This is a genomic window from Allobosea sp. P4_C6 (genome assembly GCF_056402015.1).
Genome location: NZ_JBFUIF010000006.1, coordinates 167,695 through 180,267 on the forward strand (window position 1 = coordinate 167,695; position 12,573 = coordinate 180,267).

The following is a 12,573-nucleotide window of genomic DNA, read 5'->3' on the forward strand; positions in this document are numbered from 1 at the left end:
CAGTGGCCATCCCCGTCCGCCCCTGCTAAAGCGAAGCCGTTTTCCAGCCAGCCCTGAGAGGCCAGCATGCGTTCGGGCGAAGTGAAGCGCCGCACCAACGAGACCGATATCGCGGTCTCGCTCACGATCGACGGCACCGGCAAGGCCGAGATCGCCACCGGCGTCGGCTTCTTCGACCATATGCTCGACCTGTTCGCCCGCCATTCCCTTGTTGACCTCAAGGTCGCGGTGAAGGGCGACACCCATATCGACGACCACCACTCGGTCGAGGATGCCGGCATCGCCATGGGTGAGGCGCTGAAGCAGGCGCTCGGCTCGAAGAAGGGCATTCGCCGCTATGCCGACGTGCATCTGCCGATGGACGAGACGCTGACGCGCGTCGCGATCGACGTTTCCGGCCGGCCCTTCCTCGTGTTCAGGACCGAGTTCAAGGTGCAGAAGATCGGCTCGTTCGACACCGAATTGGTGCGTGAGTTCTTCCAGGCCTTCGCGATCAACGCCGGCATCACGCTGCATGTCGAGACACTCTACGGCGACAACGCCCACCACATCGCCGAGAGCTGCTTCAAGGGGCTCGCACGGGCGCTGAGGCAGGCGCTCGAGGTCGATCCGCGCGAGGGCGACCGCATTCCCTCCACCAAGGGCGCTTTGTAGGAGGCGGCCGTGGCGTTCTATACCGTCATGACACCGCCGCCCGTCGCGGGCGGCCGGCGCGAGGAGATCGAGCAGGCCAGGCTCATCCCCGAGAGCTTCTCCTGGGCGGCCTTCCTGCTGACGGGCCTCTGGCTCCTCGGCAAGCGGCTGTGGCTGGTGACCCTGCTCTTCGCGCTGATCTGGGGCGCGCTGTTCTACCTGCGCAGCCGCCTTGGCCTGCATCCCAGCGCGCTCTCGCTGATCTACTGGTCGACCGCGCTGTTCCTCGGCATCGAGGGCAACAACCTCGTCGTGCGCAAGCTCACGCGGAACGGCTGGCGGCTGGCCGATGTCGTCGAGGCGCGCAGCCTGCCGGAAGCCGAGCGTCGCTATTTCGAGCGGGCGCTGGCCGGCGAGGCCGCGCCGCCCCGCGCCGAGACCGCGCCTCCCGCGATGGTGTCACGCCCGAGCGGGCCGCTGCCGATCATCGGCCTGTTCCCGGAGGCAAGGGGACGATGAGCCAAAGCGTCGCGATCATCGACTACGGCTCGGGCAATCTGCATTCCGCTGCCAAGGCCTTCGAACGGGCGGCGCAGGAGAGCGGCATCGCCTCGACCATCCACGTCACCAGCGATACCACCATCGTGCGCGCGGCCGACCGGATCGTACTGCCGGGCGTCGGCGCCTTCGCCGATTGCCGGCGCGGGCTCGATGCCGTGCCCGGCATGGTCGAGACGCTGGAAGAGGTGGTGCGGGCCAAGGGCCGGCCCTTCCTCGGCATCTGCGTCGGGATGCAACTCCTCGCCTCGCGCGGGCTGGAATATACGATCACGCCGGGCCTCGGCTGGATTCCGGGCGATGTCGCGCTGATCGAGATCGACGACGACAGCCTGAAGATTCCGCATATGGGCTGGAACACCCTGCACAAGCAGGACGAGCACCCGCTGCTCGACGGCATCGAGACCGGCCCGCAGGGGTTGCACGCGTATTTCGTGCACTCCTATGCGCTGGTTCCCGAGCGCGCGCAGGACGTACTGGCCTTGACTGAACATGGCGGGCCGGTGACGGCGATGGTGGCGCATGGCAACGTCGCCGGCACGCAGTTCCACCCCGAAAAGAGCCAGACGCTGGGGCTGAAGCTCATCGCCAATTTCCTGAGCTGGACCCCATGATCCTCTTTCCCGCGATCGACCTGAAGGAAGGCCGCTGCGTCCGGCTGAAGCAGGGCGACATGGCGCAGGCCACGATCTTCAACGACGATCCCGCCGCGCAGGCCGCCGCCTTCGAGGCGCAAGGCTTCCAGTGGCTGCATGTCGTCGATCTCGACGGCGCCTTCGCCGGCAAGCCGATGAATGCGACGGCGGTCGAGGCGATCCTCGCCAGCGTCGCCTTCCCGGTGCAGCTCGGCGGCGGCATCCGCGACATGAAGACGGTCGCGGGCTGGCTGGAGAAGGGCATCCGCCGCGTCATCATCGGCACGGCGGCGGTGCGCGATCCCGGCTTCGTGCGCGAAGCGGCGAAGGAATTTCCGGGGCAGGTCGCGGTCGGCATCGATGCGCGCGACGGCTTCGTGGCTGTGGAAGGCTGGGCTGAAACCTCGACATTGGCTGCGGCCGATCTCGGCAAGCGCTTCGAGGATGCCGGCGTCGCCGCGATCATCTACACCGACATCGCCCGCGACGGCATGCTCCAGGGCATCAACTGGGACGGCACGATCGCGCTGGCGAAGGCCGTGTCCATCCCGGTCATCGCCTCGGGCGGCCTGGCCTCGATGGCCGATATCGAGCGGCTCTGTGCTCCCGACGCCGCGATCCTCGAGGGCGCGATCACGGGACGCGCGCTCTATGACGGCCGCATCGATCCGGGGGCGGCGCTGAAGCGGCTCGCGGCCTGATCGTCCTTCTCTGGAACCTCATCGTCATTCCGGGGCAAGCGCGCAGCGCTTGAGCCCGGAACCCATGAACACCGTCGCTACCGATGAAGGCTGTCGGTATCGCTTTTCGCTTTGCCCTGAACCGTCGTGTTCATGGATTCCGGGCTCGGCCCTTCGGGCCGCCCCGGAATGACGGTGGATGGTTACAAATTACCGCACGAACTGGTTGTATATCCCAGCGAATTCGCCCGTCGCCCTGGCGAGGTGGAGCCATTGGTCTACGAAGGCCTTGAAGGTCGCGTCGCCGCGCGGGAGCATGTAGCCCATCTCGCCATATTGCAGCGGTTCGTCGGGATTGACGGCGCAGAGGCCGGGCTTGGCCTTCTCCTGGACCTTCACCTCGATCGACTCGGCGATCATCAAATCGGCCTTGCCGGCGAGGATCTGGTCGAAGATCGTGACGTTGTCGGGATAGACCTCGATCTTGGCCTGCTTGAAGTTGGCGCGCACGAAGCGCTCGTTGGTGCCGCCCGGATTGACGATGACGCGCGTCTCCGGCTTGTCGATGTCGGCGACCGTCTGGAACTTGCCCTTGTCGGCGCAGCGCACGATCGGCGCCTTGCCGTTGACGAGATAGGGCGCCGAGAAGAACACCTTCTTCTGCCGGTCGAGCGTCACCGAGATGCCGCCCATGGCGACGTCGCATTTGCCCGAGCCCATATCGGTCAGCAGATCGGCCCATTTGGTCTGGACGAACTTCGCCTCGACACCGAGCGCCTTGGCGAGCGATTTCGCCAGCTCGATGTCGATGCCCTCGAAGGAGCCGTCCTTCGCCAGGGTGAAGGGCTTGTAGTCGCCGGTGGTGCAGATCTGCAGCGCGCCGCGGCTCTGGACGGCGTCGAGCAGGCTCGTCTGAGCCTGCGCGCCCGTCGCGACCGTGGCCGCGAAAACCAAGCCGAGCGCGACGCCGGCCTGCCGAATCATCGATGCAATAGCCATGGAACTCCCCTCTTTGGACTGCTATCAGTCCCCGCCAGCAGAGCAGGCTTGCCGGTTGCGATCAATCGGTCCTGCGCCCGCAGGACAGCGTTGCCGCCGATGACCCTGAAGACCCGCATCATCCCCTGCCTCGACGTCAAGGACGGCCGCGTCGTCAAGGGCGTGAAGTTCCTCGATCTCGTCGATGCCGGCGATCCGGTCGAGGCCGCCAAGGCCTATGACGCGGCCGGGGCCGACGAACTCTGCTTCCTCGACATCACCGCGAGCCATGAGGACCGCGGCATCCTCTTCGACGTCGTGACGCGGACAGCGGAAGCCTGCTTCATGCCGCTTACCGTCGGCGGCGGCGTGCGCAAGGTCGAGGACATCCGCGCGCTGCTGCTCGCGGGCGCCGACAAGGTCTCGATCAACACCGCCGCCGTCACCAACCGGCAATTCGTCAAGGACGCGGCCGAGAAGTTCGGCGGCCAGTGCATCGTCGTCGCCATCGACGCCAAGCAGGTCTCGCCGGGCCGCTGGGAGATCTTCACCCATGGCGGGCGCAACGCCACCGGCATCGAGGCCGTCGCCTTCGCCCGCGAGGTCGTATCGCTGGGAGCGGGCGAGCTTCTGGTCACCTCGATGGATCGGGACGGCACGAAATCCGGTTACGATCTCGGCCTCACCTGCTCGATTGCGGACGCGGTCCCGGTGCCCGTCATCGCCTCGGGCGGCGTCGGCGATCTCGACGATCTCGTCGCCGGCGTCAGCGAGGGCCATGCCTCGGCCGTGCTCGCGGCATCGATCTTCCATTTCGGCACCTACACGATTCAGCAGGCCAAGGCGCATATGGCGGATGCCGGGCTCAGGATGAGGCTCGTCTGAGATGAGCGGCTTCACCCTCTCCGATCTCGAAGCCCGCATCGCCGAGCGCGCCGCCGCCTCGCCCGAGGAATCCTGGACGGCGAAACTGCTGGCGGCCGGCCCCGAACGCGCCGCCAAGAAGTTCGGCGAGGAGGCGGTCGAGGCCGTGATCGCCGCCGTGAAGGGGGATCGCGCCGAGCTGATCGCCGAGAGCGCGGACGTGCTTTATCATCTTTTGGTCGTGCTCAAGGCGCGCGATGTTGCATTGCAAGACGTCTTGAGCCAGCTTGAAGCCCGCACGGCCCGCTCCGGACTGGCGGAAAAGGCGGCCAGACGCGGGTAATTTGCCCGTTGATCGACTATCGCGAGGATGGACCCGCCAGGATGACCCTCCCTTGAATCTCGAAGCCTGGATTGCGGGTCGCGTCATGGACCAGCGCCTCATCTCGACCACGCCCGAACGCGATCTGGTCTCGCCCTATCGCCTGTTCTCGCGGGATGAATGGGCGCATCTGCGCGCCGACGCGCCGCTGACGCTCTCGGTCGACGACCTGACCAAGCTGCAATCGATCAACGACCCGATCTCCCTCGACGAGATCGTGGCGATCTACCTGCCGCTGTCGCGCCTGCTCTCGCTCTATGTCGCAGCGACGCAGGGGCTGTTCAAGGCGACGCAGCGCTTCCTGATCGCCGAATCCGAGGTCAAGGTGCCCTATGTCATCGGGGTCGCCGGCTCGGTCGCGGTCGGCAAGTCGACCACGGCGCGCGTGCTGAAGGCGCTGCTCTCGCGCTGGCCGAACACGCCGAAGGTCGAGCTGGTCACCACCGACGGCTTCCTGCTGCCGAATGCCGAGCTCGAACGGCGCGGGCTGATGCAGCGAAAGGGCTTCCCGGAGAGCTATGACGGCTCGGCGATCCTGCGCTTCCTCTCCGACGTCAAGGCCGGCAAGCCGCAGGTGAAGGCGCCGGTCTATTCGCACCTCGTCTACGACGTCATGCCCGGCGAGACGGTGACGGTCGAGCGGCCGGACATCCTGATCCTCGAAGGGCTGAACGTGCTGCAGCCGAGCCGGATGCCGAAGGACGGCACGGCCATCCCCTTCGTTTCCGACTATTTCGACTTCTCGGTCTATCTCGATGCCGACGAGCACGACCTGCATCGCTGGTACGTCAACCGCTTCATGACGCTGCGCCAGACCGCGTTCCGCGATCCCCGCTCCTTCTTCCGCAAATATGCGGAGATCGGCGAGGAAGAGGCGCTCTCCATCGCCGAGAAGCTCTGGACCGGCATCAACCTGCCGAACCTGCAGGAGAACATCCTGCCGACGCGCCAGCGCGCCAGCCTGATCCTGACCAAGGGCGCCAGCCACCGCATCCAGCAGGTCGCCCTGCGGCGCTTGTAACGCGGCAGAAGCGGGCATGACGACCTATGTCGCCCTCCTGCACTCGATCGTGCTCGGCCCGGGCAAGCGAGTGGCGATGGCGGAACTGAAGGCCATGACGGCGGCGCTCGGCTTTGGCGACCCGCGCAGCTGGGTCGCCACCGGCAATCTGATCTTCGAGGGCGACGATGCGCCTTTGGCGGAGATCGAAAGCCGAATGGAAGACGGCTTCCGCGCCCGTTTCGGCAAGCATGTCGATATCATCCTGCGCACGGGGCAGGCCTGGCGGCAGCTTGCCGCCCAAAATCCCTTCCCGGACAGGACCGGCGCGGAGATCGGCATCCGCGTCATGCGAAAGCCGCTCGGTCCGGAGGCTTTATCCATGCTCGGCGGGTTCGCCACGCCCGGCACCGGCCTCGCCCTCGCGAATGGCGATCTCTGGATCGATTTCGGCGGCGAACCGAACGAGGCGAAGCTGCTTTCGCATCTGACGACCAGGAAACTCGGCATCGGCACGCTGCGCAACGCCAACACCGTCAATGCGCTTGCCGCGATGCTGGACTGATCCCCCGGCCAGCCCACTCGGCGCGATAGGAACCCCTGGCGGTGCTGGAGAACCTTGATCCTTCCTCGCTCGGCCTGATGGCCGCTGCGGCCTTCGTCGCGGCGACGTTGCTGCCCGCACAGTCGGAAGCCGTCTTCGTCGGGCTGCTCGCGGCAAAGAGCGTGGACCCCTTCGCGCTCTTCCTGACCGCAAGCCTGGCGAACACGGCCGGCTCGATCGTCAACTGGTGGCTGGGGCGGCTGATCGCGCGCCATGGCGTCGAGAAGCTGCCGGCTCGCCTGCGGCCGGATCCAGCCCGCTTCGCGCAGGCTCAAAACTTCTTCGCCCGCTTCGGCTGGCCGTCGCTGCTGTTCTCGTGGCTGCCGGTCGTCGGCGATCCGCTGACCTTCGTCGCCGGCACGCTGAACTATCCGTTCGCACGCTTCCTGGTCCTCGTCCTGATCGGCAAGACCGGCCGCTACGCGGCGCTCTGGGCCGGCTGGGCGAGCCTAATCTAGTCGCCTTATCATTTGCGAAACCGGCCGGGCCGGGCTACCAGCGAAGGCGTTCGTCCAAGGAGATTATATTATGAGCATTCAGCGTATCAGCGTCGGCCCGCGCATGTCCAAGGCCGTGGTGCATGGCGACACCGTCTATCTGGCCGGCCAGGTCGCGGACAAGGCTGCCGGCAAGAGCGTGGGCGAGCAGACCGCCGACATCCTCGGCATCATCGACGGGCTCCTGGCTGAGGCCGGCACCGACAAGACGAAGCTGCTGATGGTCAATATCTGGCTCTCGGACATGTCGACCTTCGCCGAGATGAACGCCGTCTGGGACAAGTGGATCGTCGCCGGCCAGACCCCGGGTCGCGCCACGGTCGAGGCCAAGCTGGCCGCGCCGCAGTTCACGGTCGAGATCGCGGTCATCGCCGCGAAGTAAGCATTGAGAGCATTCCGCGCGCCTTCGAAGCGCGGAATGCTCCATCTCCCTGTTTTATCGCATTTTCTTAACGCGAACCTGTATCCTCTTCGCTCGAAAATGCTTTAAGCCGAGCCGGAGCGGGAGGCACCCATCAGCCAGTCCGACGAGATCGCCCCGCTTCTGGCGCGCGTCGCCGGACGCCAAGGCCTCCCGCCGGTGGCGCTGGCGGCGATGATCGCGGATTGGCTGCGCCGCCCCGGCTCGACCTCGCCCACCGAGGCCTTGCTCGATCGCAAATCGGCCGACTTCCTCGCCTTGGCCGAACGACTGGCGCTGCCGGTCGGTGACGAAGAGATCCAGCGCCTGCGTGCTGGGGCAGGCGGCGCCATCGCTGCTGGCCGCCTCGCCGACGCCGACAAGGCGTTGGCGCAGGCCGAGCTTCATGCCATCGGCGGCTCGACCGACCTCTCGACATTGCCGCTCGAGCGCCGGCTGCTGATCGGCGAGAACCGCGCCGACCGGGCGGCGCTCAGCTTCCTGCGCACCACCTCGGACGGCTATCGCGAGGCCGCCGCCCGCTATGGCGAAGCCTCCGCCCTGATCGGTCTCGCCGATGTCGACCACAGCCGGGCCGCGGCGCTGGCTCAGGCAAAGGCGCTGGCCCGCATCAGCGAGGATTTCGGCGGCCGCGACGGCTACGATGCTGCCATCGACGCCTTGCGCCGCCTGCTCGACGGGCTGGACAACCTTGCGGATACCGTCGCCTTCGCCGGTGCCGAGGAATCGCTGGCCGCGGCACTGGAAGGCCTCGCCGCTCTCACCGGCGAAGCGAAACTGCTCGCCGTCGCGCTCGGCCATTGCCGCGCCGGCATCGAATATCTCGGCCGGGACGAGGCGCCGCCGCTCTGGCGCGCGCTGAAGCTGCGGCTGGGCCGCCTCGCGGTGACACTTGGGGTCGCGCAGAAGGACGACGAGCTTCTCGAAGAGGCGATCGCCACCTATGCCAGCGTGCTGACCACCTGGAGCCGCGCCGACGACGAGACGCGCTGGCTCGAAGCGGAGCACATGATCTCGCGGGCCCGGGCGACGCTCGGGCGGCGCCGGAACGATCTTTCCTTGCTGGAACGCGCCTTCAACGGCCTCAACCGGGTTTCCATGGCGACCGAACGCAGCCGCGAGCCGCTGCGCTGGGCCGAGCTTCAGGACCAGATGGGCAGCGTGCTGGCCGCCATGGGCGAGCGCTACAGCGAACCGGTGGTGATCGAGGAGGCAATCGCGGCCTTTGCCGCCGCGCTGGAAGAGCGCCGGCAGGAGTACGCGCCCCTGCTCTGGGCGCGCAGTCTCGCCAATCAGGCCGAGGCCATGCTGCAGCTGGCGCGACGCAACAAGGACAAGGAGCTCGCCCAGAAGGCGCTGGCCCAGCTGATGACGGCGGCGGAGACGGCGCGCCAGTCGGCCGGTGGCGATTCGGTCGCCGCCGACCTGCAAAAGCGACTCGTCGCCGCCGGTGCGGTCGCAACCAGGCTGCTCGGCGCCTGAAGGCCGGCGACGGCCCGCTTCAGCGCGGGCGACGACCCGCCAGCCTCTCCAGCGCCGCATCGAGCGTCGCATCGCGCTTGGCGAAGCAGAAGCGCACGACGTTCTTCACGGCCCCCTCGGCATAGAACGCGCTCACAGGGATCGCCGCGACGCCGCTTTCGGTGACGAGGCGCCGGCAGAAATCGGCATCATCGCTCTCGCCGAGCGGGGCGATGTCGACATTGAGGAAATAGGTCCCCGCGCTCGGCAGCACCGCGAAGCCGAGATCGCGCAGGCCCGTGGCGAAACGGTCGCGCGAGCGCTGGAAATCGGCGCGCATGCCTTCGAAGTAGCCGTCCGCCTTGCCCAACCCGTAAGCCACCGCCGCCTGCAGGTTCGGCGGGGTGGTGAAGGTGATGTACTGATGGGCCTTGGCGAGGACGCGCATGACCGCCGGCGCGGCCATGACGAGCCCGACCTTCCAGCCGGTCAGCGAGAAGATCTTGCCCGCCGACGAGATCTTGACGGTGCGCTCGCGCATGTCCGGCCGGCCGAGCAACGAGGCGTGGCGGTGCCCGTCGAACACGACATGCTCCCAGACCTCGTCGCAGATCGCGATCACATCGTGCCGGACGCAGAAATCGGCGAGAAGATCGAGATCGGCCTCGCTGAAGATCGTGGCCGTCGGATTGAGCGGGTTGTTGAACAGCACCACCTTCGTCTTCGGCGAGAAGGCCTTGGCCAGCGCCTCCTCCGTCAGCCCAAAATGCGGCGGCGTCAGCGTCACGAATCTCGGGATGCCGCCAGCGCGCCGCACCAGCGGCAGATAGGCATCGTACATCGGCTCAAACAGCACGACTTCGTCGCCGGGCGTCACCAAGGCCATCAGCGCGCCGGCGATCGCCTCGGTCGCGCCCGAGGTCACCATGATCTCGCTGTTCGGGTCGAGATCGAGGCCCTGCCAGCGCTTGTAATGCGTAGCCGCCGCCTGACGCAGCTCGGGCAGGCCCATCATCGGCGGATACTGGTTCCAGCCATCCATGACCGCGTCCGCGGCCTTGCGCCGCACATCCTCCGGGCCGGGATCATCGGGGAAGCCCTGCCCGAGATTGACCGCGCCGGTTTCGCGCGCGAGCTGCGACATCGCCTCGAAGACGGTGGTCGGAAGAGCGGAGAAGATCGGATTCATCGCAAAGGCCGGCGAGAGCAGAGAGGGAAGCCGGCTTTACCATGCCGTTTGCCCGAGCGCATCCGGGCGCGCCCCGGCGGGAAAGGTTCTCGAAAAATGCCGACTGATGAATGTTGACATTCGTCATCGGTCAGTGTCTATTGATTGTCAGCCGGTCCTCGGCGGAACCCTGTTGCGACTTCGCCCCTTTGGCGCAGCAGGATGCCGCAGTGGACCGGCGAACCTTGTCAGGATCGTGGTGCCCTTCGGAGGCGCCGCCAGCTCCCGCGCCGTTCCGACAGACAGCACCACATTTCAGCGCTTCCATTGCATGCGGGTTGTCCGGCTCGACGGCTTTTCGCGCGAGGGATAACCGCGCTAAGCAGGGCGATGTCCCGCTCGCCCACCCCGGCCATCATGATCCTCGGCACCGGCTCCAATGTCGGCAAGTCGCTGATCGTCGCAGGGCTCTGCCGGCTCTTCGCCGATCGCGGGCTCCGCGTGCGCCCGTTCAAGCCGCAGAACATGTCGAACAATGCCGCCGCCACCGCCGATGGCGAGATCGGCCGCGCGCAGGCGCTGCAAGCGCGGGCTGCGCGTGTCGCGCCGCATCCGGACATGAACCCCGTCCTCCTGAAGCCCGAGGGCGAGCAGGGCAGCCAGATCATCTTTCAGGGCCGCGTCGCCGGCCGGCTGAGCTCCCGCGATTTCGCGCGGCGCGGCGATTTCCTGCCGCGCGTCCTCGAGAGTTTCGAGCGCCTCGGCGAGCAGGCCGACCTCGTCATCGTCGAAGGCGCGGGCTCCCCGGCAGAAACCAATCTGCGCGCCCGCGACATCGCCAATCTCGGCTTCGCGCGCGCGGCGAACGTGCCGGCCGTGCTGATCGGCGACATCGACCGCGGCGGCGTGATCGCGAGCCTCATCGGCACCCATGCCGTGCTCGACCCGGCCGACCGGGCGATGATTCGCGGCTTCGCGATCAACCGCTTCCGGGGCGATGTCGGGCTGTTCGGCCCGGGAATCGAGACGATCGCGAAGGCCACGGGCTGGCCCTCGCTGGGTGTGATCCCCTGGTTCGCGGAGGCCACACGATTGCCTGCCGAGGACGGGCTCGACATCCGTTCGGGGCGCAAGACGGGAGCCCGATTGAAGATCGCCGTGCCCGTGCTGCCGGGCATCGCCAATTTCGACGATCTCGACCCGCTGAAGCTGGAAAGCGAGGTCGACCTCGCGATGATCGGGCCCGGCCAGGCCCTGCCGGGGGATGCCGACCTCGTCATCCTGCCGGGCTCCAAGACGACCCTGCGCGACCTCGCGGCGCTGCGGCGCGAGGGCTGGGATATCGACATCCTCGCCCATCGCCGGCGCGGCGGGCATGTGCTGGGGCTGTGCGGCGGCTACCAGATGCTCGGGCGCGTGGTGCGCGACCCGCTGGGGCTGGAAGGTCCGGCCGGAGAGGCGCAAGGCCTGGGCCTGCTCGACGTCGAAACCAGCCTCGACGCCGAGAAGACCGTCCGCGAGGTCGAGTTCGGCGACGCCGCCAGCGGTGCGCAGGGAAAGGCTTACGAAATCCATCTCGGCCGCACCGTGGGCGGCGACACCTCACGCGCGCCGTTCATCGTCGATGGACGGACGGAGGGCGCGGCCAGCCCGGATGGCCGCATCGCCGGCAGCTATCTGCATGGCGTCTTTGCTTCCGACGCAGTGCGTAACGCCTGGCTCGCTCGCGTTGCCGGCCGCGATCTGCCGTCGTCCCTGAACTACGACGATGCCGTCGAAAAGACGCTGGATGCGCTCGCTGGCCATTTGGAGCGCCATCTCGACATCGATAAACTGATGGATATCGCCAAATCGCGGCCAACGGCATCATGAGCCGGGGAACTTCCGGCGCCGCGGATCATTGGTTGACGGGACTGGCAGTGCTTGTCAGGACGTGTTTCGGATCGGAATTGATATGCATCAAGGCAAAAGTCTTTATTCGCCATTATGTTGACGAATGACGAAATTCGTCATAAGGATCAATTCTTCACCGCATTCGTTGAAATATAAACAAGCCGGCGCCGCCGTGAGTCATTCCGAACGCGATACCAAGCAAATCATCGTCGACACCGCCGAACGCTTCTTTCGCGATATCGGGTATCAGAAGACGACCGTCGCGGACATAGCGAAGTCTCTGCGGATGAGCCCCGCGAATGTCTATCGCTTCTTCGACTCCAAGAAGTCGATCAACGAAGCCGTGCTCGAGCGTTACAAGCGCGAGCAGGAAGAAGCGATCGCCACCATCGCCGTCGAGGATCGCCCCGCCACCGAGCGGCTGCGCGACATCCTCGCCACCTCCTTCCGTCTCAACGCCGCCCGTTTCGCCGGGCATGCCCGGATGCAGGAAATGGTCTGTGCGGCCATGGAGGAAAGCTGGGACGCGATCCTCGCCCATATCGAGCGCTTCGACGTCGTCCTGCGCCAGGTCGTCGCCGACGGCATCGCCCGCGGCGAATTCCGGCCGATGGAGCCGGCCCATGCCACCGGATGCATCCGCACCGCGATGATCCGCTTCATGCACCCGCTGCTGATCACGCAGTGCGAGTGCATTCCCGGCCCCTCGCCCGACGAAATGATCACCTTCGTGCTCAGCGCGCTGGAGGCGAGGCCGCAGCCGAACTGAGCAACCGCGCGACGCTGCGTTGACAAGCCA

At 66.8% G+C, this 12,573-nt stretch carries 15 protein-coding genes; 13 read left to right on the forward strand and 2 right to left on the reverse strand.

Annotated elements, in window-relative coordinates:
• Positions 1-66: 66 nt before the first annotated feature.
• Genes hisB through hisA form a run of 4 tightly spaced genes read left to right on the forward strand, consistent with a single transcriptional unit; the run spans position 67 to position 2,527 of the window.
• Positions 67-654, forward strand: coding sequence for an imidazoleglycerol-phosphate dehydratase HisB (hisB, locus tag AC1DVA_RS06550; protein WP_265051061.1), 588 nt, complete (start codon positions 67-69; stop codon positions 652-654).
• Between the two features lie 9 nt (positions 655-663).
• Positions 664-1,152: a DUF2628 domain-containing protein gene (locus AC1DVA_RS06555; RefSeq protein ID WP_476805418.1), complete on the forward strand. Its 489-nt coding sequence runs from the start codon at positions 664-666 to the stop codon at positions 1,150-1,152.
• On the forward strand, positions 1,149-1,805 hold the full coding sequence (hisH, locus tag AC1DVA_RS06560) for an imidazole glycerol phosphate synthase subunit HisH (protein WP_476805419.1): 657 nt from the start codon (positions 1,149-1,151) through the stop codon (positions 1,803-1,805). The genes AC1DVA_RS06555 and hisH overlap by 4 nt, the downstream gene beginning before the upstream one ends.
• Positions 1,793-2,527, forward strand: a complete 735-nt coding sequence (gene hisA, locus AC1DVA_RS06565) for a 1-(5-phosphoribosyl)-5-[(5-phosphoribosylamino)methylideneamino]imidazole-4-carboxamide isomerase (RefSeq protein ID WP_476805445.1) — start codon at positions 1,793-1,795, stop codon at positions 2,525-2,527. The genes hisH and hisA overlap by 13 nt, the downstream gene beginning before the upstream one ends.
• A gap of 189 nt (positions 2,528-2,716) precedes the next feature.
• Here the strand turns inward: hisA and AC1DVA_RS06570 are convergent, their stop codons facing one another.
• Positions 2,717-3,505 (reverse strand): transporter substrate-binding domain-containing protein, encoded by a 789-nt coding sequence (locus AC1DVA_RS06570; protein WP_265051058.1) that lies wholly within the window; start codon positions 3,503-3,505, stop codon positions 2,717-2,719.
• A 99-nt stretch (positions 3,506-3,604) separates the two neighbouring features.
• Here AC1DVA_RS06570 and hisF point away from each other — a divergent pair, with 99 nt between their 5' ends.
• The 7 genes from hisF to AC1DVA_RS06605 all read left to right on the forward strand — a co-directional run bounded on the left by hisF (position 3,605) and on the right by AC1DVA_RS06605 (position 8,734).
• The gene (gene hisF / locus AC1DVA_RS06575; RefSeq protein ID WP_265051057.1) at positions 3,605-4,369 is read left to right on the forward strand and encodes an imidazole glycerol phosphate synthase subunit HisF; all 765 of its coding nucleotides are present in this window, start codon (positions 3,605-3,607) and stop codon (positions 4,367-4,369) included.
• A 1-nt stretch (position 4,370) separates the two neighbouring features.
• Entirely contained in the window at positions 4,371-4,691 is a 321-nt protein-coding gene (locus tag AC1DVA_RS06580; RefSeq protein ID WP_476805420.1) for a phosphoribosyl-ATP diphosphatase, read from the forward strand.
• Positions 4,692-4,776: 85 nt separating this feature from the next.
• Positions 4,777-5,751, forward strand: coding sequence for a type I pantothenate kinase (gene coaA, locus AC1DVA_RS06585; RefSeq protein ID WP_265054957.1), 975 nt, complete (start codon positions 4,777-4,779; stop codon positions 5,749-5,751).
• A gap of 16 nt (positions 5,752-5,767) precedes the next feature.
• Positions 5,768-6,295, forward strand: coding sequence for a DUF1697 domain-containing protein (locus AC1DVA_RS06590; RefSeq protein ID WP_476805421.1), 528 nt, complete (start codon positions 5,768-5,770; stop codon positions 6,293-6,295).
• A gap of 41 nt (positions 6,296-6,336) precedes the next feature.
• Positions 6,337-6,792 carry a YqaA family protein gene (locus AC1DVA_RS06595; RefSeq protein ID WP_476805422.1) on the forward strand — a complete coding sequence of 152 codons (456 nt, stop codon included), beginning with the start codon at positions 6,337-6,339 and terminating at the stop codon, positions 6,790-6,792.
• A gap of 70 nt (positions 6,793-6,862) precedes the next feature.
• Entirely contained in the window at positions 6,863-7,213 is a 351-nt protein-coding gene (locus tag AC1DVA_RS06600) for a RidA family protein (RefSeq protein WP_476805423.1), read from the forward strand.
• Between the two features lie 213 nt (positions 7,214-7,426).
• Positions 7,427-8,734: a hypothetical protein gene (locus AC1DVA_RS06605; protein ID WP_476805424.1), complete on the forward strand. Its 1,308-nt coding sequence runs from the start codon at positions 7,427-7,429 to the stop codon at positions 8,732-8,734.
• 19 nt (positions 8,735-8,753) lie between these two features.
• Here AC1DVA_RS06605 and AC1DVA_RS06610 read toward each other — a convergent pair whose 3' ends face one another.
• Positions 8,754-9,902: an aminotransferase gene (locus AC1DVA_RS06610; protein WP_476805425.1), complete on the reverse strand. Its 1,149-nt coding sequence runs from the start codon at positions 9,900-9,902 to the stop codon at positions 8,754-8,756.
• Positions 9,903-10,271: 369 nt separating this feature from the next.
• Here AC1DVA_RS06610 and AC1DVA_RS06615 point away from each other — a divergent pair, with 369 nt between their 5' ends.
• Positions 10,272-11,753 carry a cobyric acid synthase gene (locus AC1DVA_RS06615; protein WP_476805426.1) on the forward strand — a complete coding sequence of 494 codons (1,482 nt, stop codon included), beginning with the start codon at positions 10,272-10,274 and terminating at the stop codon, positions 11,751-11,753.
• Positions 11,754-11,946: 193 nt separating this feature from the next.
• Positions 11,947-12,543 carry a TetR/AcrR family transcriptional regulator gene (locus AC1DVA_RS06620; RefSeq protein WP_265051051.1) on the forward strand — a complete coding sequence of 199 codons (597 nt, stop codon included), beginning with the start codon at positions 11,947-11,949 and terminating at the stop codon, positions 12,541-12,543.
• The last annotated feature ends 30 nt before the right edge of the window (positions 12,544-12,573 follow it).

Bases quoted from the DNA above. Each gene is read 5' to 3' on its own strand.
- AC1DVA_RS06610 (WP_476805425.1), bottom strand. From the start codon at position 9,902: ATGAATCCGATCTTCTCCGCTCTTCCGACCACCGTCTTCGAGGCGATG.
- hisB (WP_265051061.1), top strand. From the start codon at position 67: ATGCGTTCGGGCGAAGTGAAGCGCCGCACCAACGAGACCGATATCGCG.
- hisF (WP_265051057.1), top strand. From the start codon at position 3,605: ATGACCCTGAAGACCCGCATCATCCCCTGCCTCGACGTCAAGGACGGC.
- AC1DVA_RS06590 (WP_476805421.1), top strand. From the start codon at position 5,768: ATGACGACCTATGTCGCCCTCCTGCACTCGATCGTGCTCGGCCCGGGC.
- AC1DVA_RS06615 (WP_476805426.1), top strand. From the start codon at position 10,272: ATGTCCCGCTCGCCCACCCCGGCCATCATGATCCTCGGCACCGGCTCC.
- coaA (WP_265054957.1), top strand. From the start codon at position 4,777: ATGGACCAGCGCCTCATCTCGACCACGCCCGAACGCGATCTGGTCTCG.
- AC1DVA_RS06600 (WP_476805423.1), top strand. From the start codon at position 6,863: ATGAGCATTCAGCGTATCAGCGTCGGCCCGCGCATGTCCAAGGCCGTG.
- AC1DVA_RS06605 (WP_476805424.1), top strand. From the start codon at position 7,427: ATGATCGCGGATTGGCTGCGCCGCCCCGGCTCGACCTCGCCCACCGAG.
- hisH (WP_476805419.1), top strand. From the start codon at position 1,149: ATGAGCCAAAGCGTCGCGATCATCGACTACGGCTCGGGCAATCTGCAT.
- AC1DVA_RS06570 (WP_265051058.1), bottom strand. From the start codon at position 3,505: ATGGCTATTGCATCGATGATTCGGCAGGCCGGCGTCGCGCTCGGCTTG.
- AC1DVA_RS06580 (WP_476805420.1), top strand. From the start codon at position 4,371: ATGAGCGGCTTCACCCTCTCCGATCTCGAAGCCCGCATCGCCGAGCGC.